This window comes from Ruegeria sp. AM2, from assembly GCF_056540685.1.
This window is the reverse complement of sequence record NZ_JBQFXE010000010.1, coordinates 40,979-61,338: the sequence shown is the minus strand read 5'-3', so window position 1 is coordinate 61,338 and position 20,360 is coordinate 40,979. Positions and strand designations below refer to the sequence as shown.

Annotated in this window: 19 protein-coding genes; 11 read left to right on the top strand and 8 right to left on the bottom strand. The window is 59.2% G+C overall.

Annotated elements, in window-relative coordinates; all coding sequences use genetic code 11:
- Nucleotides 1-76 precede the first annotated feature (76 nt).
- The 6 genes from ACR0CR_RS16385 to ACR0CR_RS16360 all read right to left on the bottom strand — a co-directional run bounded on the left by ACR0CR_RS16385 (nt 77) and on the right by ACR0CR_RS16360 (nt 6,882).
- Nucleotides 77-223, bottom strand: a complete 147-nt coding sequence (locus ACR0CR_RS16385; protein ID WP_480601079.1) for a hypothetical protein — start codon at nt 221-223, stop codon at nt 77-79.
- Nucleotides 224-306: 83 nt separating this feature from the next.
- Nucleotides 307-1,860: an indolepyruvate oxidoreductase subunit beta family protein gene (locus tag ACR0CR_RS16380; RefSeq protein WP_480601077.1), complete on the bottom strand. Its 1,554-nt coding sequence runs from the start codon at nt 1,858-1,860 to the stop codon at nt 307-309.
- The gene (locus ACR0CR_RS16375; RefSeq protein WP_480601074.1) at nt 1,857-4,007 is read right to left on the bottom strand and encodes a thiamine pyrophosphate-dependent enzyme; all 2,151 of its coding nucleotides are present in this window, start codon (nt 4,005-4,007) and stop codon (nt 1,857-1,859) included. Before ACR0CR_RS16375 ends, ACR0CR_RS16380 begins: the two co-directional genes overlap by 4 nt.
- Before the next feature lie 26 nt (nt 4,008-4,033).
- Nucleotides 4,034-4,513 carry a MarR family winged helix-turn-helix transcriptional regulator gene (locus tag ACR0CR_RS16370; protein WP_480601070.1) on the bottom strand — a complete coding sequence of 160 codons (480 nt, stop codon included), beginning with the start codon at nt 4,511-4,513 and terminating at the stop codon, nt 4,034-4,036.
- Nucleotides 4,510-6,084 (bottom strand): phytoene desaturase family protein, encoded by a 1,575-nt coding sequence (locus ACR0CR_RS16365; RefSeq protein WP_480601069.1) that lies wholly within the window; start codon nt 6,082-6,084, stop codon nt 4,510-4,512. Before ACR0CR_RS16365 ends, ACR0CR_RS16370 begins: the two co-directional genes overlap by 4 nt.
- A gap of 6 nt (nt 6,085-6,090) precedes the next feature.
- Nucleotides 6,091-6,882, bottom strand: a complete 792-nt coding sequence (locus tag ACR0CR_RS16360; protein WP_480601067.1) for a cyclase family protein — start codon at nt 6,880-6,882, stop codon at nt 6,091-6,093.
- A gap of 104 nt (nt 6,883-6,986) precedes the next feature.
- Between ACR0CR_RS16360 and ACR0CR_RS16355 the strand changes: the two genes are divergently transcribed.
- The 8 genes from ACR0CR_RS16355 to ACR0CR_RS16320 are packed head-to-tail and all read left to right on the top strand — an operon-like array spanning nt 6,987 to nt 14,603.
- On the top strand, nt 6,987-8,555 hold the full coding sequence (locus ACR0CR_RS16355) for a phytoene desaturase family protein (protein WP_480601064.1): 1,569 nt from the start codon (nt 6,987-6,989) through the stop codon (nt 8,553-8,555).
- Between the two features lie 38 nt (nt 8,556-8,593).
- Nucleotides 8,594-10,129 (top strand): ABC transporter substrate-binding protein, encoded by a 1,536-nt coding sequence (locus ACR0CR_RS16350; RefSeq protein WP_480601062.1) that lies wholly within the window; start codon nt 8,594-8,596, stop codon nt 10,127-10,129.
- Nucleotides 10,130-10,186: 57 nt separating this feature from the next.
- The gene (locus ACR0CR_RS16345) at nt 10,187-11,197 is read left to right on the top strand and encodes an ABC transporter permease (protein WP_480601060.1); all 1,011 of its coding nucleotides are present in this window, start codon (nt 10,187-10,189) and stop codon (nt 11,195-11,197) included.
- Nucleotides 11,190-12,041 (top strand): ABC transporter permease, encoded by an 852-nt coding sequence (locus ACR0CR_RS16340; protein WP_480601057.1) that lies wholly within the window; start codon nt 11,190-11,192, stop codon nt 12,039-12,041. The genes ACR0CR_RS16345 and ACR0CR_RS16340 overlap by 8 nt, the downstream gene beginning before the upstream one ends.
- Nucleotides 12,038-12,904, top strand: a complete 867-nt coding sequence (locus tag ACR0CR_RS16335) for an ABC transporter ATP-binding protein (protein ID WP_480601055.1) — start codon at nt 12,038-12,040, stop codon at nt 12,902-12,904. Before ACR0CR_RS16340 ends, ACR0CR_RS16335 begins: the two co-directional genes overlap by 4 nt.
- Nucleotides 12,901-13,698, top strand: coding sequence for an ATP-binding cassette domain-containing protein (locus ACR0CR_RS16330; RefSeq protein ID WP_480601053.1), 798 nt, complete (start codon nt 12,901-12,903; stop codon nt 13,696-13,698). The genes ACR0CR_RS16335 and ACR0CR_RS16330 overlap by 4 nt, the downstream gene beginning before the upstream one ends.
- A 46-nt stretch (nt 13,699-13,744) precedes the next feature.
- Nucleotides 13,745-14,176 carry an acyl-CoA thioesterase gene (locus tag ACR0CR_RS16325; protein ID WP_480601051.1) on the top strand — a complete coding sequence of 144 codons (432 nt, stop codon included), beginning with the start codon at nt 13,745-13,747 and terminating at the stop codon, nt 14,174-14,176.
- Between the two features lie 22 nt (nt 14,177-14,198).
- Nucleotides 14,199-14,603 (top strand): RidA family protein, encoded by a 405-nt coding sequence (locus ACR0CR_RS16320; protein WP_480601049.1) that lies wholly within the window; start codon nt 14,199-14,201, stop codon nt 14,601-14,603.
- 63 nt (nt 14,604-14,666) lie between these two features.
- On the opposite strand, the gene ACR0CR_RS16315 is transcribed toward ACR0CR_RS16320, so the two are convergent.
- Nucleotides 14,667-15,311, bottom strand: a complete 645-nt coding sequence (locus ACR0CR_RS16315; RefSeq protein ID WP_480601047.1) for a GntR family transcriptional regulator — start codon at nt 15,309-15,311, stop codon at nt 14,667-14,669.
- A gap of 274 nt (nt 15,312-15,585) precedes the next feature.
- Here ACR0CR_RS16315 and ACR0CR_RS16310 point away from each other — a divergent pair, with 274 nt between their 5' ends.
- From ACR0CR_RS16310 to ACR0CR_RS16300, 3 genes are all read left to right on the top strand, one after another.
- On the top strand, nt 15,586-16,392 hold the full coding sequence (locus tag ACR0CR_RS16310; protein ID WP_480601045.1) for an ABC transporter substrate-binding protein: 807 nt from the start codon (nt 15,586-15,588) through the stop codon (nt 16,390-16,392).
- A gap of 70 nt (nt 16,393-16,462) precedes the next feature.
- Entirely contained in the window at nt 16,463-17,137 is a 675-nt protein-coding gene (locus ACR0CR_RS16305; protein WP_480601043.1) for an amino acid ABC transporter permease, read from the top strand.
- 16 nt (nt 17,138-17,153) lie between these two features.
- Nucleotides 17,154-19,151 (top strand): aminotransferase class V-fold PLP-dependent enzyme, encoded by a 1,998-nt coding sequence (locus ACR0CR_RS16300; RefSeq protein WP_480601040.1) that lies wholly within the window; start codon nt 17,154-17,156, stop codon nt 19,149-19,151.
- A gap of 779 nt (nt 19,152-19,930) precedes the next feature.
- Here the strand turns inward: ACR0CR_RS16300 and ACR0CR_RS16295 are convergent.
- Nucleotides 19,931-20,356 (bottom strand): GlcG/HbpS family heme-binding protein, encoded by a 426-nt coding sequence (locus tag ACR0CR_RS16295; RefSeq protein WP_480601038.1) that lies wholly within the window; start codon nt 20,354-20,356, stop codon nt 19,931-19,933.
- Nucleotides 20,357-20,360: the final 4 nt, after the last annotated feature.

Here is a 20,360-nt window from a genome sequence, read left to right as displayed (position 1 = left end):
ACACGCCTGCCTTGACCGCCAGTTTCAGAACTACACGCTCCGTCGATCTGGCAGGCAAGTGCGTCAAATCCGGCAATCATGGATCGGTCCAGCGTTGCACGATCGAGACGCTGAAGATCACGAACGGCTGGACCAAGGGCACGTTCGCATAGGCGTCGGAGTTGAAGTCGACCGAGCAGGCCAACGCGCAGTGCGACAGCCCAACGGCAGAGCGATTCGCCAACCAAAGACCGGCCGGCGTCCTTCAAGGCCAAAAGCGTGACAAATCCAAGACATCCTTTCAGGTGGAAACGAATGCCGCGACGCTCACAAAAAGCTCTCGACTGTTTTTAATGCGCCATCCAACGCTTTGCCCTGTTCGTCCTGCAACGCAGCCTCTCGCAGGCGGGCCACCCAGTCCGCTGCGTCGTGGCGACCCCGCAGGCGTTCGGCCGCGGCAAGGACCTTGTCGAATTTGGTCAGCCCGCGCGCATGCGTGTCCGAATAGCCCTTGATCAGGCGGCGGCAGCGCAGAACCTCGACCGCAAGGGCATAATCTTCGGGCCCAATCCGACATGCTGCGGCCAACCATTCGTCCAAATGAGACTGTTCTTGTTTGTGGCGCAACGTCCGCCGTCGCCAGATGCGCAGACCACCAATGCTATACAATACCAGAAACGACACCAGACCGCTGCTGCGATAGCGCCGGCCCTTGCCGAACCAGCGGTCAATGCGGTTCATCCAGCGTTCTGAATCCGCGATGCGTGATCCTATCGCGGGCGGAAGCATGCCCACGATCTCTTGCGCGCGGGGGTGCATGAATTCTGTGACGTGGATCACCTGCGCCGCAACCGCGCCCATCTCGCGCCGGATGTTGTCAAACCGATCCCGGCGCGTCTTGAGGTCGGCCACGCGGATGATATCGTCATAAACCATCGCGTTCGCGATGTATTTTGCCGCCTCTCGGGACAGGTCGAACCCTCTTTCGGGTGCGTCCAGCGCGATGACCCTGCGCAGCCTGTCCAGATATTCCCGGCCATAGTCAACATCCTGAAACTCAACCGTTTTCTGCAGCCCCAGCCGCGCAATCTCTCTGATTTCTGCTGGCAAATCCGCAACATCATCCATCAGTCTGTCAAGAGCGTCGCGCTGCGAAGCTGCGCCCGTCACGACCTCGGCCGCGTCTTGCGCAACCTTCGCCGGGTCGGGCGTCTCTGACCCTTCCTGCGTGACCGCATATCCCGCGTCGAACGCTGCCAGAGAGGCATCGACCCCCTTCCCCCCCTGGCGGATCGCGTCCTCAAAGGCGGCGCGTTCGAAAGGCAGCACCTGCGCCCCGGCCAGCGCGCCGAAAAGCGTGGCCGAGATGACCGAGCCGTTGGCAACGGCCAATTGATCCATATCCGCCAGAATTACCCTGCGTGCCGCAATATCGGTCGCCGCCAGAACCTCGGCGGGGTCGGAGATGCCGTTTCCAGGTACCATCTTTTCGCTAACAGCCAGTGCCCGGTGGGATGAGGCAATCAGCGTCGTCCGGTCCGGCGTCACAAAGCCGCGCGTGATGGCCCGGCCCGCCTCCATCAATTCGGCGGCGATCAGGATGTCGATATCGCCGGCTGCCGGGGCAAGCGAGAACACAGGGATGGAACTCGACACATTCGGGGCCATTTCGATGTAGTAAATTGTAGCCCCGGTGCGCTGCGATACGCCGGCGACAGACGTTGCCTGCGCGACATAGCCCTGAGCCCGCGCAAGGCTTTCGATCCAGTTGGTCAGCACCCCACCGCCCTGCCCGCCGACCGCCAGAACGGCAAGCTTGATCACGCCTGTTTCCACAGGATCGGACATGCCAGCCTTTGGTGTCTGCCCGTGCGCGTTCATTGCGCCGTCTTTCGGAACATGATCTGTCGGGTTTCACGCCGCTTTTGCAGCCAGGTGACAATACGCTGTGTCCGCTCTGCCATCCAGCGTTCGGCGGGGCGCGGATTGTGCACGACATCTGCACGATAGAACGAGGGGCACAGCACAGCGGCATCCGCTACCTCACCACAATTGCCACAACCGACGCAGGTCTGGTCGATATGCGCAATCGGATCGTCCCGCAGGGGATCGCCCGTGTCTTTCAGCGAAAGGGAGGGGCAGCCTGAAAGCCGCATGCACGCGTGATCGCCGGTACAGATGGCGTCGTCAACGCCAAATCGGGGCTTTTCGACACGGCGACCTTCTTTGATAGCCCGCTCCTTCCTAGGCCGTTCGCGGCGTTGACGGTTCAGCATGCATTCGGATGAAGCGATGATCACCTTTGGCCCGTCATAATCGGTTGTCAAAGCCTCGCGCAGAATGTCCGCCACTTTCGAGACGTGATAGGTGTGGTCGATCTGGCGCACCCATTTGACCCCGACGCCTTTCACGGCCTCGGCAATCGGTTGCTGTGTTGTCTTGGTGGCACTGTCGGCGCGTGAGGACAGCAGGTCCTGCCCGCCCGTCGCCGCGGAATAGTAGTTGTCGACGATCAGGGCGACGCTGTCGGATTTATTGTAAACCATGTTCCCGATCGACGAACTCAGGCCATTGTGCCAAAACCCACCATCGCCCAGGATCGAGATCGCCCGCTTTTCGCCGCCGCCATCAAAGGCCGCGTTCGATGCAGGGCCAAGCCCGTATCCCATTGTCTGTCCGCCGATTTCAAAGGGCGGAAGGGCGCCGAACAGGTGACAGCCGATATCGGCCGAAATCTGATGTTCACCCAGTTCTTGCTGAACGATCTTCATCGCCGCAAAGATCGGGCGTTCAGGGCAACCGGTGCAAAATCCGGGCGGGCGGACCGGCACGGACTTTGTCAGATCGGGAATGGCGAGATCCGGTTTGTTTGGCGCCCGCACTGTATCCGGCAAGAGGCCCGGCGCAGCCTTGCGCAAAAACCCAGTGATTCCGTCCAGCATGACCTGACCGGTATATTCCCCGGCCATGGGCAAAATGTCCTTGCCATGCAAGCTGACAGAGGCACCTGTCCGGTACAGATGGGCGGCCAGTTGTTCCTCGATAAAGTTGGGCTGGCCTTCCTCGATCACCAGGATGGCGTCTTTGCCCTCGGCGAATTCCGTGAACTCATCACGCAGGATCGGATAGGTTACGTTCAGACAATAGACCGGCACCCCGGTCGGACCATACAGATCCGCAAGCCCCAACCGCTGCAACGCGCGGATCACGCCGTTATACATCCCGCCCTGACACACGATGCCGATCTTGCCGTCCGCAGGGCCGAACCGTTCGTTCAGGGCATTTTCGCGAATGAACGCCTCGGCTGCTGGCCAACGCTGATTCACCTTGTCCTGTTCGTGCTGAAAACTCATCGGCGGCAACACCACGCGCGCAAAGTCCTTTTGCGGGTTCGACAAAGCCTCGCGCACGGTCAGGGGTGGTCTGACATTGTCGCGGGTCTCGAAACTGCCGGTGACGTGACACGAACGGATGCGCACCATCAGCATGACCGGCGTGTTGGATGCCTCGGACAATGCAAAGCCGTCGCCCACGGATTTGACGATCGAAGGCAGATTCGGGCGCGGATCAAGCAGCCAGAATTGCGACTTCATCGCAAAGGCATGAGACCGCTCCTGCATGATCGAAGAGCCTTCGCCGTAATCCTCGCCCACGATGACAAGCGCACCTCCGTTCACCCCGGACGAGGCCAGATTGGCCAGCGCATCCGACGCTACGTTGACACCAACTGAACCCTTGAAGGTCACCGCGCCGCGAATTGGGTAATGCACCGAAGCCGCCAGCATCGCGGCGGCGGCAGCTTCTGAGGCGTTGGCCTCGTACCGCACACCCAACTCGCCCAAAAGCTCTTCGGCATCAGCCAGAACGTCCATCAGATGGCTGATCGGTGCGCCCTGATATCCGCCGACATAACCGACACCGTTTTCCAGAAGCGCCTTAGTGATGGCCAGGATACCCTCACCCGTAAAAGTATCTCCGGCACCCTTGCGCAAATGTTCGACTTCGGCACGAAAAGACCGTTCTGCCATCGGATCCTCCTTTGGTTCAGACCCTCTCAGAAATCATGCATGCGGACGTTTGACAGCATGGTTTGTAGCGTTTTCACAAAAGTCTGCCGCTCGGCCTCGGGAATGTTCTCGAACATGTTCTCATAGCTTTCGGCCATGATCGGCCAAAGCGCGTCAAAAGCGCTGCGCCCGGCGTCAGTAATATAAATCCGAAAGGCGCGGCCATCCTCATCGTCGGTCTGGCGTCGGATCAGACCTTCGGCCTCAAGCGCATCCAGCGCCCGGCTGAGCGTTGATTGTTTGACCACAGCATAGACCGCAAGTTCCCGGATCAGGATGCCGTCGATCACCGCAAGAACCGCAAGCGTTCGCATTTGCGCCGTGCTCAGGCCCAGTTGCGCCATCTGATCGCTCAGCGCGGCGTTGTAGCGGCCCATGATCCGGTTCATCAGGTAGGGCGCAAAGTTCTGCAGCCCGATGGTGGTCAGATGGGCAGCGTTCCCGCCCCTGCGCATCTGTTCGGTCATGCACCCAGCCTCTTGGCCAGCGCATAGCCCGAACCACCGCCAAGGCCGGGGCCGGGATGCGTCGATGCACCGATGTGATAAAGCTCTTTGACGGGTGTGTCGTGATTGACTGTTCCCGCACCGGGCCGGAACACAAAGAACTGTTCGAGTGAGCAAGCCCCTCCATAGGGATCGCCGCCAACCAGATTGACATTCAGCCCTTCAAGATCGGCTGGAGAATAGGCCCTCCGCGCCAGCTTGATCTGGGCGAAGTTGCAAATATGCGCCGACACAATGTCCTCGATCCGGTCGGCAAATGCCTCGCGCGTGGCTTCGTCCCACTGGCCATTGGTCGCAATACGGCCTGCGGCGTCACCCTTGACCTTGCGCGGCGCATCCGGGATCTGGATCCAGAGGATCGCCTTACCATCCGGGCAACGGGACGGATCAAGCCGGTGCGGTTGCCCCACGCAGATCGTGGGCGTTTCGGGCAGCATCCCGCGCTCGGCCTCGTTCGAGGATTTCGACACCGAGTCAATCCCATCCGCCAGATGAATCAATGCCACGTCAGACAAACCTTCGGCCTTCCATTCGGGCTCGCCATCCAGCGCATAGTGCAACTGGAAATTGCCGCGCCCGTGCCTGAATTTCCGCGACGCCTCGGGATTGGCTTCGGTAGCGTCCGACAGCAACCGGGTTTGCAACTGTCCCGGCGCGACGCTGGCAATCACCTTTTTCGCCGCAATAACATCTCCGTCGGCGGTGCGCACCCCGGTTGCGCGGCCCTTGGAGACATTGATCCGATCAACATCGACACCGCAGCGAACTTCGCCACCGCGCGCTTCGATCAGCTTTTGCAGGGCCACCGCCGCCTGCCCGGCCCCACCCCGGACAACCGGCGCACCTGCGGCCTCAAGCGCAAAGGCGATGACCTTGCCCATCTTTCCGGAATAGGTTGCCTCGGGCGTCAGCCCGGTATGCAGACACCATGGCGCCCACAGCGCCTGCACATCGGGGTCGCTGTACGTGGTTTCAAGCCAACCGCGCGCCGGTATCAGCGCTTCTCCGAACCAGGTGGCCATGTTGCGTATCCCGCGTCGCCAAGCCTCCTTGCCCAGCAGTTTGACCATAGGCCGGCCCCAAAGGTCCTGACCCAGAAGCGAGAACAGAAACTCTGCCTCACCCTCGATCCCTTCGACATCTTCGCGATGCGCGGCACCGTCGCCTTCCGCCCGCGCATCCCATGCGGAGATATTGGCGGCCCGGTCGGTTGTCAGAACCAGCGCCGACCCGTTGGGCCGAAGGACAGCTGTTGGGTGCGGTGTATGGCAGAACTCAAGCCCATGTTCGGTCAGCGCCTCGCCCAATTCCGCGTAGGCGGGCGAGGTCAGAAATAAAACGAAGGTTGCCGCCATGACGTCGTGAGTGAACCCCGGCAACGTGATCTCATCGCTGCGCATACAACCGCCGGGTCGGTCAGAGCGTTCCAGAACCAGCACCTTGTGGCCCTTGCCCGCCAGCATCGCCGCCGCAACCAAAGCGTTGATGCCCGCGCCGATGACAACGATCGGGTCCTGCGATGACCGCGCCATGACAGACTAGGTCCGCGGCACAAGCGCCAGCGCTCGAATGGGCGAGCCTGTTCCGCGCTGGATTTTCAGCGGTGCTGCAATCAGGATCGCCCCTTTGGCCGGAAGTTTGTCGAGATTGGCCAGGCTTGCCAAACCAAAGCAGTTGTCGCGGTGCAGAAGATTGTGCGCAGGAAACGGTGGCTCCATCCCGCCAGCTTGCCCGGCGTCGGTGCCAATGCACTGGCTGCCCCAGCCGACAATCCCCTTTGACAGCAGATATTCTATGCAGTCCGGCGTCGGGCCAGGGCTGTGCGGGCCGGTCTCGTCTGCATTCAGGAAAAGCCCTTCGTCATGGGCGCGTTTGTCCCAGTCGGTCCGCATCACAACCCATTCCCCCTTGCCGATCTCGCCATGTTCGGCCTCCCACGCTTTCACAAGGTCTGCCGTCAGCAGGAAATCGGGATTTGCCTCGGTCTCGGCCGAGCAATCGATGACATTGACCGGCGCAACCAGGCGGTTCACATCCAGCGTGTCGGTATAGCCGTCCTCGTAATCCTTGCCAGTGATCCAGTGATGCGGCGCGTCAAAATGGGTGCCTGAATGTTCTCCTAGCACCATCCAGTTCCACGCAAAGAACGGCCCGTCCTCGTCATATTCGCTGATCTTGTGAATCTCGATCTTGGGGGTGTTCTTGGCAAAGTCCTCGGGCAGTTGAAGAATCGGCGTCTCGGGCCCGAGCGTTCCCGAACAATCTACCACCTCAATGCCGCCCGTGGCCATCAGTTGAGCCAGGTTCTCGAGTGTTCCCGCAGAGTCCATTTTCTCATCCTCCCATGAGCATCGCGATGGTTGAAACCGCTGTCGCAGATAATCTGCTAGACATATTTATATGATTTTGCAAATATCTCTGTCGGGAGTATGATGTGTCAAGCAATAATGATGCAGTTTTTGTTGGCTCGGGGGTGAACGCGCTGGTCTGCGCGGCTCATCTGGCCTCGCTCGGGTGGCGCGTCACAGTGCTGGAGCAATCTTCGCGTCCCGGTGGGGCCGTCAAATCCGGCGAATACACACTTCCCGGATTTACCCATGACTGGGCGGCGATGAACCTGTCGCTGTTTGCCGGTTCGGCCTTCCATGCCCGCCACGGGGCCGAATTGGCACAGCATGGCCTGCAATTCGTTCCGGTCAAACATCCCTTTGCCAGCGCGTTTCCGGACGGATCGTGGCTGGGGGTCAGCCACGACCGCAAGCTGACGACCGCGCGCATCCGCGCGCATGACGCAGTGGATGGGCAGACCTGGGACCAACTGAGCGCAGAGTTTCCCCAACGGTTTGATCGAATCGGCGCAGTCCTTGGCACGCCGATGCAACGTGGTCCGGTCCTTCGAACCGCATGGAAGCTATGGCGCGCCGAAGGCACAGCCGGACTGCTGGATTTGACCCGCTTTCTGGTTCTGTCACCGCGTGCCTGGCTGGAAGAGTGCTTTCGCTCACCAAAAGTGCGCGCATTGCTGAGCGCTTGGGGCATGCATCTGGATTTTGCACCAGACGCGGCGGGCGGGGCGATGTTTCCTTACCTCGAAGGCATGGCCGGGCAAAGCTTTGGCATGGCGCTGGTCTCAGGCGGCGCGCAGGGCGTGACGGACGCATTGTGTAAAATGATCGAAAGCCACGGCGGCACGATCCGATGTAACGCCAGTGTTAGCCAAATCCTGCACGAAGGTGGCCGCGCAAGCGCCGTCCGGCTTGCCGATGATGAGGTCATTCAGGCCCGCAAAGCCGTTGTCGCGGGGGTCGCGCCCAAGACGCTGGCACAGCTGACCGGCGACACCGGATCGGGGCGGTTCGACAAAGGGCTGGCCACCTATTCCCACGCACCCGGAACACTGATGATCCATGTCGCCGCCTCGGCCCTGCCCCCTTGGCGGGCACGTGAATTGCGGCGGTTTGCCTATGTCCACCTGGCCCCGAGCCTCGATCAGATGGCAGCCACATACACCGAGGCGCGGGCCGGGTTGCTCCCGAAAGAGCCCGTGATTGTGTGCGGTCAGCCAACCGTGGCCGACCCGTCGCGTGCGCCTGAGGGGCAGCATTCGCTGTGGCTGCAGGTCAGAATGGCTCCGGGTCGGATCCGCGGCGACGCGGCTGGACGGATCGACGCACGTGACTGGGCGGACGCCGCCGCGCCCTTTGCCGAACGCGTTTTCGACCTGATCGAGACCTATGCGCCCGGATTTCGCCACACGATTCTGCATCACCGCATCGTGCCGCCCTCGGAATTGGAGGGCGACAATCCCAATCTTGTGGGTGGCGATCAGATCTGCGGCAGCCACCACCTCAGTCAGCATTTCATGTACCGGCCCTTGCGCGGCCATGCGGACGGACGAACACCGATCCGCAACTTGCACCTGACCGGTGCCGCCGTCTGGCCCGGCGCGGGAACCGGCGCAGGAGCAGGTTGGATGTTGGCCAACAAGCTGGCTGGCAGCTGAACAAAAACGGAAATCATGCACTAAGGGGAGAAGAAAAAATGAATGTTTCACGTCGTTCAATGCTGCGGCTCAGCGTGGCGTCGGCTGCCGTCATTTCGGCACCGTTCGGTCGGTTTGCGCTGGCGCAAAGCTCTGCCGAAGAACTGGTGATTGCCTACAACGTCAATCTTCCAAGCTGGGATCCGACCGTCGGCCTGTCTGCGGTGAACCCCACCATTCAGGGCATCTATCAATCCGTGTTCGACATGTTCATTCACCAGAACCCCGACCTCAGTTTTGGTCCGGGCATCGTGACCGACTGGGGCTGGAACGACGACAACAGCAAGATCTGGATGGACGTACGCGAGGGCGTGACCTGGCACAACGGCGATCCACTGACACCCGAGGATGTTGTCTGGAGCCTTGAGCGAGCGGGCAACCCCGACAGCGGCAACCCCATTCAATTCATCTGGGGCAAGATCGGCAATTTCACTATCGACGGAAATCGCGTGACCGCCGACGTGCTGGAATATGAGCCCACCATTTTCAAATGGATGAGTTTTCTCACCGGCTATGTATTGCCGAAGAAATACTATGAAGAAGTCGGCGCCGAAGGCTTTGAGGCCGCCCCGATTGGCACCGGCCCCTATATGCTGGATCGGTTTGAACGCGGCGCGTTCATCCGCCTCAAGGCAAATGACAACTACTGGGGCGGTGCTCCGGCCTTCAAAACGGTCACGATCAAATTCGTCACCGACGCTTCCAGCCGAGTTGCCGAGATCGAAAGCGGCAATTCCCACGTGACGATCGAAGTACCCTACGAGGAGTTCGACCGTCTCAAGGCAACGGATCGGATCGCTGGGGCCGCTAATCCGGTCTCAGACATCGGTATGATCTTCATCAACGACGTGGACGCAATGACCGATCCCAATGTCCGTATGGCCATGGCCCATGCCATCGACAAGCAGACCATCGTTGACCGGTTGCTGTCGGGCTATGGTGTTCCAATCGATACGCTGCAGACGCCGGATTACTCGGCCTATGACGCGTCGGTCAAGGTGCCCTACGACCCCGACAAGGCCAAAGAGTTGCTGGCCGCGTCCGGCTATGGGCCGGACAACCCCGTCAAATTCACGATCCAGACAACCCGAGGGTTCAAGCCCAAGGATTATGAGATCATTCAGGCCATTGTCGGCCTCTGGCGGCGCGTGGGCATCGAAGCGGAAATCGAGGTTTACGAAATCGCCAAGCATTTTGAGCTGCGTGCAGCAGACCAACTGGCTCCGGCGGCCTTTTACAACTGGGGCAATGCAGTTGGCGATCCGACCACTTCCACCGGCTTTGCCATGTTCGGCCCCTCGCCACACTCGGTCTGGGACGGGCAGGAAACGTTCGACATGATCCTACCGCTCTGGGGTGAGACGGATGAGGCCAAGCGCATCGAAGGCTGGAAGGCGGTCGATCGGCACATTGCAGAAAACGCGCTGGTCATTCCGCTTCTGCAATATGTGCAACCGATCCTGCACAGCACTGATGTGAAAGTGACACCGCACCGGTCCGGGGCGCTGCTGCCGCACCTGATGTCACCTGCATGATCCAAGCGGTCCGCCTCGCAGACATCGCGAGGCGGACCCTTTCAAAAGCACTCGCCCTTGAAAATCGTACAAACACTTCTGAAACGGGTCATGACCTCGCTGATCACGCTCTTTGGAGTAGCGGTCATCGTCTTTGTCGTGATCCGTATCGTACCCGGCAATCCAATCGCCATGATGCTGCCACCTGGTGCGACCGAGGATGACATTGCCCGGCTTCAACGACATTTTGGCCTCGACAAATCAATTGTCGAACAGTTCTTTATCTGGCTCGGAGGTATCGCGAAGGGCGATTTTGGCACCTCGATCTCACTGCGCCAACCAGTCAGCGATCTGGTGCTGGGCCGCTTGCCTGCTACGCTGGAACTGTCCGCGTTTGCATTGCTGGTCGCCTTGGTCTTGGGGGGGACAGCGGCGGTCTACGGCACGCTCTGGCGCGACACGCGGGTCGAGTCCGGCATTGACGTCGGTGTGGGCGCAGCGCTCAGCGTACCGGATTTCCTGTGGGGTCTGGCGCTGATCCTGCTGTTTGGCGTATTGTGGCCGATCTTTCACATATCCGGACGCATCTCACCAGCGCTGAACCCGGAATTCAGCACCAATTTCTACCTGTTCGAGTCCTTCATCCGTCTGCGCATGGATGTCTTTGGCGATGTGCTGGCGCATATGCTGATGCCCGCTTTGGCACTGGCCCTGCCGCTCGCCGCGATCATTTCGCAACTCCTCAAACAGAGCCTGAAGGAAACAATGCATCTGGACTATGTAACGCTGGCGCGGGTCAAGGGCTTTTCCGAACGTCAGGTCATCCTGCGCGAGGCCCTGCGCAACGCGGCGCTGCCCACGCTGACTCTGGTCGGAGTGCAGTTTACCTTTCTGATCGGAGGCACCGTCATCATCGAACGGCTGTTTTCCTACGAAGGGCTAGGCAACATGGCGATTGATGCGGTCATCAATCGGGACCTGCCGCTGATCCAGGGGATCGTGCTGATCTTTGCCCTGCTGTTTACACTGGTCAATCTGGCCGTCGATCTTCTTTATGCCGTGCTGAACCCGAGGCTGCGCCATGCCTAGCGTCCGCCTTGCACAACCCCGCCGCGCAAATCTGCGTTTGTGGCTACCCGGCCTCTGGCTGGGTCTGCTGGTCGTCCTGACGATCTTTGCTCCGCTGATCGCGCCGGTGGACCCGCTGGAACAGGACCTTTTTGCCGGACGGTTGCCGCCCTTCTGGTACGACGGGGCCGATCCCAAGTACCTGCTGGGCACCGACAGTCTTGGCCGGGATGTCCTGTCACGGCTGATCTACGGCACTCGAATCGCGCTGACTGTGGCGCTAATCGCGGGCGTTCTGACCTGCTTGCTCGGCACCTTGCTGGGGATGCTGGCCGGGTATTACCGCGGCTGGACCGATCAGGTCATCAGCCGCCTGATCGACATCTGGATGGCTTTTCCGCCCGTGCTGTTCGCTATCCTGCTGATCGCCGTTCTGGGCACCGGGCTGACCTCGATCATCATCGCTATCGTCATCATCGACTGGACACGCTTTGCCCGCGTGGTGCGGGCCGAGACCATGGTTCAGTCCGCGATGGACTATGTTGATAACGCCCGCGTTGTCGGGCGCTCGCGGTTTTCGATGCTTTGGACAGAAATCCTGCCGAACGTGCTGCCCACGATCGGGGTCATGCTGACACTGGAAATGGGCATCGCCTTGATCGTCGAGACAATACTGGGCTTTGTAAATCTGTCGATCTCGACCGATGCACCGACCTGGGGCGGGATGATCGCCGAAGGCCGCCAGAGCATCCATCAGGCCTGGTGGGTCCTGATCTTTCCGCTGATTGCGCTGTTCCTCACTGTGCTTTCGTTGGGCCAGCTTGGCGAAGGGCTGAAACAACGTTTTGATCCGGTGCTGCAATGAGCATGTTGTCGATCAAAAACCTCGACGTTCGTCTGCGGAACGGGCAACCCGTCCTGCGCCGCGTGAATATCGAACTGGCAGCAGGCGAGGTGCGCGGCCTGATTGGCGAAAGCGGCGCAGGAAAATCGATGATCGGCAAAGCGATTCTGGATATCCTACCGCAGGCGCTTCATCTTACCGGAGGGTCCATTCATCTGGATGGCACCGATCTGACCGCCCTGCCCCCGCGCGAACGGCGGGCCTGGGTCGCGCGGAACGTCGCGCTGATCCCGCAAGACCCGCTAACCGCGCTGAACCCCTCACGCCGGATCGGTCCGCAGATTACCGACCGGCTGACGAGCATTCTGGGCTGGGCAAAAGCCGATGCAGTGGCACGCGCAATCGACCTGCTGAATGAGGTCGCAATCCCGGATCCCGCTCGTGTGATGCGGCTTTATCCGCACGAACTGTCGGGCGGGATGCGCCAGCGAATTCTGATCGCGTCGGCCTTTGTCGCCGAACCCAAACTGATCATCGCCGACGAGCCAACCACGGCGCTGGATGTCACGGTGCAAAAGAAGATCATCCGTCTGATCCGGCAGATGCAGGAACAGCACGGAACCGCGCTTTTGTTCGTGACCCACGATCTTGGCGTCGTCTCAAAAGTGTGCAGCGTGCTGACCGTGCTTTACGCGGGTCACGTTGTCGAGGACACCGATGTCCACCAGTTTTTCGCCGGTCCGAAACACCCCTATGCGCGCGCGCTTCTTGCGGCCACGCCTCGTCATGACGATCCCGCAGGCGCGTTGATGCCGGTTCCGGAACAGGTCATCGCCGCCGTCCAAGCCGAAGTTGCAGCGGCTGATCGCGAGTTTTTTGAATGACCCCGCTGTTTTCGATTAAAGACCTGCGCCTGTCGCTGCCCGATTTCACCAGAACACCGGTCTTCGGTCCGCGCCCGACAATCGAGATCCTCAAGGGGCTGTCCTTTGACATCCCGCGTGGAAGTATTCTGAGCATTGTCGGTGCTTCGGGCTCGGGCAAATCGACGCTTGGCCGGGCGCTGATCCGCCTGATCGAACCCACCAGCGGGCAAATCCAGTTTGACGGCACGGACATTACCCATCTGGATGATGCCGGATTGCTGCCGCTTCGACGACAATTGCAGATGATCTTTCAGGACCCCATGTCTTCGCTCAATCCGCGTCATCGCATCCGGCGGATCATCGAGGCACCGCTGCGACTGCACAACGTCTATGAAAAGGGCGCAGCCGAGGCGGCGCTTGAGCGGGTCGGTTTGAACCCGGCACTGGCCACGCGGTACCCGCACGAGCTTTCGGGTGGTCAGCGTCAACGCGTGGGCATCGCCCGCGCCATTGCGCTGAACCCGACCTTCATTCTGGCCGATGAAATCGTCTCGGGGCTTGACGTTTCAAGCCAAGCGCAGATTCTTCAACTGTTGGCCGAGTTGCAGTCGCAGATGGGCCTGACCGTGGCCTTCATCAGTCACGACCTGAGCGTGGTACGACGCATCAGCGATCAGGTGCTGGTGCTGGAAAGCGGACGCATCGTCGAGAACGCCTCGGTACAGGAGATTTTCGAGGCCCCAAAGGCCGCCTACACAGCCGAGCTTTTGGCAGCGATCCCCTCGCCCGACCCCGACCAAACCTGGGGCTGAGGACACCGTTGCCGTCAGGCAGATAAAGGGAGCTACAGAGAAAAAGATGAGCAAGATTTTCACCACTGAACGGGAACTGCGGTTCGGCGATTGCGATATCTCGGGCACCGCCTATTTCCCCTCGTATCTCGACATACTGAATGGCGTTAACGAACATTTCTGGGACCATATCGGCTATCCGTGGAACCGGATCATTTGGGAACAACGCTGGGGCACGCCTACGGTTCACCTGAGCTGCGATTTCTCGAAACCGTCCTTGTTCGGCGAAACGCTCGTGTTCGATCTGATCGTTACGCGGGTTGGAAAGTCCTCGGTGACGCTGCACCATCGGATCAGCTGTGAAGGACAAGAGCGCTGGCGCAGCAGGCAGGTTCTGGCCGCCAGCGATCTGGACAAACATACGTCGATCCCCTGGCCGGATGAGGTTTATGCCACCTTGATGGACTGGCGCACCGATCCCGAAACCCTTGACCGATAACCAAGCAAACGCAGGAGAGAACATGACCGTCAAAGCCATCAATCCAGCCGGAATGTACAATGCAACCCAGTTCGGATTTTCCCACGCCGTTGAAAGTCAAGGCCAGCGCCTGTTGCATCTGGCGGGACAGGTCGCATGGGACAAGGACTGCAACATCGTCGGCGCAGGCGATCTGGCCGCGCAGGCCGCGCAGTGTTTCGCCAACCTCAAAGAAGTGCTGGCTGATCAGGGGGCCGGACCGGCCAACGTGGTCCGGCTGCGTACCTATGTGGTGAACTACTCGCCCGACCATCTCAACGAAATCGGCCCGGCCATCGGCGCGTTTTATGGCGATGTCACTCCTGCAGCGAATACCTTGCTAGGTGTGCAGGCGCTTGCCATGCCGGAATTCCTGATCGAGATCGAAGCCACCGCCCTGCTCGACTGACCCGCGGCCAAGATGCGTCGGCGCGGCGTTGTCACGTTGCGCTGCGCAGGTGGCGATTTGACCTCAGACCTGATCCGGCGACGGGTTTCGGCTTTTGAGATAGCTTTCTCTGCCATGCTGGACAAAGATCTGCATCTCACTCATGGCGGCCATGGAATCCCGCCTCGAAAACGCGTCGAGCAGCGCAGATTGTCCGCGCACAAGCACATTGCGACTGCCTTGGTTTTGCATCGTGGCGACCCGCACGGTGCGGACCTGCGCGTGATAGCGTTGAATGGTGTTCTCCAACTCCCTGTTCGGGACGCTGTTCAGCCAGGTGTTCCGGAACAACTCGATCGCGCGGAACAGTAGATTGATATCCGTGGCCTCAAGCGCCTGCATGGTATCCGCAACAGCCTCGCGCAGGCGGTAGACGGATTGATCGGACATGGCCTGAGCTGCCAGTCCAGCCGCATGCGGTTCCAACAGCTTTCGCAGCTCAAACACATCCAGAACCTGCTGATCCGATAGCTTGGGCAGTGCGAAACCTCTGGATGTTCCTTCCAGATATCCCTCGTGCACCAGCTGCATGAGCGCCTCGCGAACCGGCATGCGGGACAGGCCAAGTTCGCTCGCGATGGTCTTGTCGACCAGCCGGGCATCCTGATCAACCTCCCCGCGCTGGATGCGCCCGCGATATTCTTCATAGACCTGCTCTCGATAGCTCATTTTCGCCAATGCTGCGCACCTCTTCGCTAAGACCTTTGGGAAACCCGACTGCCAAATCGTCTAAACTGTATACTGTTTATCGCAATTTCATGCTAAAAACGCAAAATTCAAGCAGTTACGGGACAATTCCGTTGACGAACAGTATACTTTACGGAATCCTCATGGCATCTTTGCACAGGGAATAATCTCAAACTTTCGTCTGTGTCCCTGCGTGCGTTTCAACTGCAAAAATAAGCTACCCAATACCTCAAAGTAGCCAGTCAGGGAGAAAATCATGTTATTCCATCGTCGTCGAATTTTAGCAGCCATGACAGGTCTCGCATTTGCCGTCGCGGGGTCCGCCGCACACGCAGAAGACCCGCTTCGGGTCGGTGCATATCCGGCCAATCCGCCTTGGCAAAACAAGATGGAAAACGGTGACTTTGAGGGTTTTGAGGTTGATATCGTCAAAGAAATCGCTGCGCGGATGGGGCGTGAAGCCGATATTGACGGATATGATTTCCGGGCGCTTTTTGTGGCCACGGCGTCGGGGCGTGTCGACATGGTGATCTCATCGCTGACGATCACGGATGAACGCTTGGAAAGCCAATCATTCACGCAGCCCTATGTCGAAGGCGCGCTGGGGGTTGGTGTGCGCACAGACTCTGGCATCACAAGTCTTGAAGACCTCAAGGGTCAGCAAGTCGGTGCGATCGCGACCTCATTCGGTGAGAACTGGCTGAAGGAACGCGAGGAGGTGATCGGTTATAGCGGCCTGAACAGCTATGACACGCTTGCGAACATGCTGACAGACCTGCGCACAGGGCGTGTTGATGGGGTCGTGAATGACGTCGTGGGGCTACGCTATGCGTTCACGCAGGGCGAAGGGCTTGAGGTCGCGACCGAGATCAACACCGGCGAGCGTTTCGCCATGATGATGCCGAAAGACTCGCCGATGCTGGAAGACGTCAACGCCATCATAAGCGAAATGAAATCGGACGGGACAATGGCCGAGCTTTACGAGCGCTGGTTGGGTGTACCTCCGGCCGAAGGAAGCCTGACCGTGACGCCGCTTCCAATTCCGACATCCGCAACCCAGTAAGCGGCGCCCTCAAGATCCGGGTGTGCCCGAGCCGCATACCCGGGCACACACGACGTGACCGGGTAGGGCAATGGACGCACTCGACATCTTCTTCAACATTGACGTACTGAAACGGGCCTTTCCGATGCTCATTAGGGGGTTGGGAAACACCTTTCTGCTTGGCATCACCGCAATCGTGTTTGGCTCGATCCTGGGCGTGTTATTGGCCATGATGCGGCTTTATGCGCCCAAACCGTTCCGCTTTCTGGCCATCGCCTATATCGACTTGATCCGGGCCATTCCGGTTCTGGTCCTGCTTATCCTGATCTATTATGCCCTGCCCTTTGCGGGTGTGACCCTGAATTCTTTCACAGCCGCCGCCGCTGCGCTGACCATGGTTCTGGCGGCATTTACGGCCGAGGTCATGCGCGCCGGGCTGCAGGCCATTCCAAAAGGCCAGTTCGAAGCCTCTGCCGCGCTTGGACTTGGGTTCTGGACGACAATGCGTAAGGTGATCGTCCCGCAGGCCATTCGGATTGTCATTCCGCCGCACGCTTCAAACTGTGTGTCCGTCATCAAGGACACCGCGCTCGCTTCGGTGGTGGCGATGTCAGACCTTCTCAAACAGGCGACAGATGCGCAGGCACTCTTTGCAAATCCCAGCCCGCTTATCGGCGCGGCGATCCTTTACATCATTATCCTTCTGCCGCTTGTGCGATTGACAGGATGGCTGGAGAAACGCGCGCAGCGCGCTTATCAACACTAATTCCGGGAAACACGATATGCTTTCGAACGCTCAGAACGCTGGCTATTTCCTGTATCACTCCATCGGAATTTACCCCGGCAAGGAAGAGGAACTGTCGCGGGCGATGGCGGAATTTGCTGAAATTTGGGCAGCCCCAAATGACAAGCAATGGGGATATATGCTGCTGAAACGGCAGGATTTCATCGATTTCTGGCGACGCATAATCAACGTGCCCAAAGGGTCGACCACGACCTGCGAGAGCGTGACCGAAGGCATGCATAAGCTGATGCGATCGTTACCGGAAGGTCAACTTAAGGGTAAGCGAGTGCTGGTTGCAGCTGATTGCTTTCCATCTATTCATTTCCTGTTGGCAGGGCTTGCGCCCAAGATGGGTTTCACGCTGGACACTGTTCCCATCAGTGAGGGCAAATCCTGGGTCGAAGCAGAAGACTTCGCCGCCCGGTGGGGCCCGGATGTCGGCTTGGCACTTCTGACCTGGGTCACCTCGACCGCCTCGGCGCGCGTCGATCTTGCGCCACTGGTCGCGCACGGGCGCGAGATGGGCAGCATGATCGGTGTCGATATCACACAGGCTGCGGGCCTGATCCCGTTTGACGCGATGAACCCAAGGGTGGATTTCGTGCTGTCCACCAGCCTCAAGTGGATGTGTGGCACGCCTGGGGCCGGAATTCTGTACATCGACAAAGATCGTATCGCGGACCTCAAACCCGAAGGGCGCGGGTGGTTTTCTCAGAACAACCCATTTTCATGGGATCTCGACAAATTCGACTATGCGCCCGATATCCGCCGTTTCGACGGTGGCACGCCGGCCGTTGTTCCTGCACTGGCCTCACTACCGGCGCTTCGTTGGCACGCGGGGCAGGATCACGTGGAAATTGCCGCATGGAACCAACAGCTTGCAGATCAGATCATCGCACGTGCGGACGCGCTTAATATCCCGTTGCATTCTCCGCGCACGGCAGCAGGGCGCGGCGGGTCTGTCATGTTGCGGTTTCCCGACAAACCCGAAGCCGCGGCAGTGGTCGGTGCGCTCAGCGTCGAGGGATATTCTGTCGATTTTCGCGGGCCACTCGTCCGCCTTTCTCCGGGAAATGTCACAAAGAAAGAAACGATCGGGACCGTTTTTGACATCACCGGCGAAGTCCTCGCCCGACGCCGTCGCCGGTTTGCGGGTCGCACACCGCAAGGATCAACCACCACAGCAGTTTCCCCATGTGCCAAAGACGTACTTGCGAGGTTCGGGGCCATGTTGATGTCGGGACAGATCAAGATGGTCGATTGCACCGCCCCTTTGGGCCCCGACACGCCGATCCTGCAACTGCCCGAGGATTTTGCCAGAAACACGCCAAAAGTCGAAATTCACCGCATCAGCGAGTATGACGCCGATGGACCATTTTTTGCCTGGAACTGGCTGAAATTGGGTGAGCACTCTGGCACTCATTTCGACGCGCCGCATCATTGGATCACCGGCAGGGACTTTCCTGATGGCGCGACCGATACGCTCGACGTACAGCGCCTGATCGCGCCTGTGAATGTTATCGACTGCTCAAGGCAGGCCGCCGCGGACCCGGATTTCCTGCTCACTGCAGAGCACGTCAAAGAGTGGGAGGGGGAACACGGCGAAATCAATCCTGGCGAATGGGTCGTTATGCGCACGGATTGGGACAAACGATCTCATGATCCAGAGACCTTCTTGAACATGGACGCCAACCCTTATGAAGACGGGTCGCACAGCCCTGGACCCACCACCGACTGCCTCGATTATCTTTTGTCCAAGGGTATCGTCGGTTGGGGCAGCCAATGTGTCGGGACGGATGCCGGCATGGCAGGCAAGATGAGCCCGCCCTATCCTGCGCATAACTACTTGCATCGGGACAATTGCTTTGGCTTGGCCTCTCTTGCCAATCTTGACCTTTTGCCGCCAAAGGGTGCGCTCCTGATCGCGGCACCGCTGAAGATCGAAAATGGCACCGGGTCACCCATCAGGGCTCTGGCGATGGTGCCGCTGACCTAAGGGTTTGTGATGGGCAGGCAGGGAAAACAAAGGCAGATCTGTAGCAATAATAAATCTGTTGATGCTCAGCCCCTAAGCTGGTGAATGACTTTCGGAAATCGCAGAACAAAAGAATGTTCATGATTTCTTTCAAAGGCGCGCAGTATCCGAACGATGTCATCCTCGTTGCGGCGTTCTTCTAAGTCCGGCGCGGCGTGCCTTATCGTTGTCTGGTAGAGTTCACGGCCGAGCGCTGTGTATCGGATGATCACACTAGGCTGAAACGATGGGTTGCACGGTACTCAGGCGCTATTGCCGACGCTGCTTGCGGGCATCGCGATATTGCGGTCGATCATGCGAATGGATGAAACTCTTTTCTAAGTGAATGTCGCGTGAGCATTTCTTTTAAATGCCCTCGACAAGAGCGGTACCAACACCGCAGGCATCGAGGCTGCACACATGATCCGCAAAGGTCGGTTCACACCCGGACTGTGTCCATTTCAGCAGCCGCGAAACTGGTTGCTTAGACCGTTGGCTCGGCCTGGTTTCTTCAGTCAGAATATTACTTCGCAACAAAGCCATATTTGTTTGCTTTGACCAAGGTCGGATGAGCGCCTTGGGTTGCCGTCAGATTGATCGCCAAGTTCCCACCCTTCGCTCCGCTCTCTTGGTTACAAAGACAACACAGTTCTACGCTGCCAGAAAAAGATCTTCGGATTGGCACAACATCAGGTCTTCCGCGCAAAACCTCGGAGCCATTGCCACCAACGTCCTACAACCCAACAGCGCTCAAACTCGAATCAATCACCCAAACCAATCGCCATCAGCCCGGCCTGGACACACTGAATGTCGTCAGGACCGGCTGCTCCCGATACACCCATTGCACCGATCAACACACTGTCTTCGTAGATAGGGACACCTCCATCCCAGGCACACAAGCCCGGACGGTTCAGTAAACCCATTTTCAAATTCGGATGCGAGGACATGCGTTCGGCAAATGCCCGTGTCGTTTTACCCAGAACCGCTGTACGGGCTTTGTCCAGCGCGAAATCTGCCACGGCGGCAGGAGCTGTATCCATCCGGCCCGCTGCAACCATATGCCCGCCCGTATCGACCACCAACGCAGCAACAGACCATCCGTTCTGTGCCGCATGATCCAGCGCTGCCTGAATCGCAGCGTTGGCCGCTTTATGCGTGATAACTCGTTTGGTGAGTGATACAGACATGAAC

What these genes read in the sequence shown, in the direction of transcription:
- ACR0CR_RS16380 (WP_480601077.1), bottom strand. Translation starts at nt 1,860, where the DNA reads ATGAACGCGCACGGGCAGACACCAAAGGCTGGCATGTCCGATCCTGTG.
- ACR0CR_RS16375 (WP_480601074.1), bottom strand. Translation starts at nt 4,007, where the DNA reads ATGGCAGAACGGTCTTTTCGTGCCGAAGTCGAACATTTGCGCAAGGGT.
- ACR0CR_RS16370 (WP_480601070.1), bottom strand. Translation starts at nt 4,513, where the DNA reads ATGACCGAACAGATGCGCAGGGGCGGGAACGCTGCCCATCTGACCACC.
- ACR0CR_RS16365 (WP_480601069.1), bottom strand. Translation starts at nt 6,084, where the DNA reads ATGGCGCGGTCATCGCAGGACCCGATCGTTGTCATCGGCGCGGGCATC.
- ACR0CR_RS16360 (WP_480601067.1), bottom strand. Translation starts at nt 6,882, where the DNA reads ATGGACTCTGCGGGAACACTCGAGAACCTGGCTCAACTGATGGCCACG.
- ACR0CR_RS16350 (WP_480601062.1), top strand. Translation starts at nt 8,594, where the DNA reads ATGAATGTTTCACGTCGTTCAATGCTGCGGCTCAGCGTGGCGTCGGCT.
- ACR0CR_RS16340 (WP_480601057.1), top strand. Translation starts at nt 11,190, where the DNA reads ATGCCTAGCGTCCGCCTTGCACAACCCCGCCGCGCAAATCTGCGTTTG.
- ACR0CR_RS16335 (WP_480601055.1), top strand. Translation starts at nt 12,038, where the DNA reads ATGAGCATGTTGTCGATCAAAAACCTCGACGTTCGTCTGCGGAACGGG.
- ACR0CR_RS16330 (WP_480601053.1), top strand. Translation starts at nt 12,901, where the DNA reads ATGACCCCGCTGTTTTCGATTAAAGACCTGCGCCTGTCGCTGCCCGAT.
- ACR0CR_RS16325 (WP_480601051.1), top strand. Translation starts at nt 13,745, where the DNA reads ATGAGCAAGATTTTCACCACTGAACGGGAACTGCGGTTCGGCGATTGC.
- ACR0CR_RS16320 (WP_480601049.1), top strand. Translation starts at nt 14,199, where the DNA reads ATGACCGTCAAAGCCATCAATCCAGCCGGAATGTACAATGCAACCCAG.
- ACR0CR_RS16315 (WP_480601047.1), bottom strand. Translation starts at nt 15,311, where the DNA reads ATGAGCTATCGAGAGCAGGTCTATGAAGAATATCGCGGGCGCATCCAG.
- ACR0CR_RS16310 (WP_480601045.1), top strand. Translation starts at nt 15,586, where the DNA reads ATGTTATTCCATCGTCGTCGAATTTTAGCAGCCATGACAGGTCTCGCA.
- ACR0CR_RS16305 (WP_480601043.1), top strand. Translation starts at nt 16,463, where the DNA reads ATGGACGCACTCGACATCTTCTTCAACATTGACGTACTGAAACGGGCC.
- ACR0CR_RS16300 (WP_480601040.1), top strand. Translation starts at nt 17,154, where the DNA reads ATGCTTTCGAACGCTCAGAACGCTGGCTATTTCCTGTATCACTCCATC.
- ACR0CR_RS16295 (WP_480601038.1), bottom strand. Translation starts at nt 20,356, where the DNA reads ATGTCTGTATCACTCACCAAACGAGTTATCACGCATAAAGCGGCCAAC.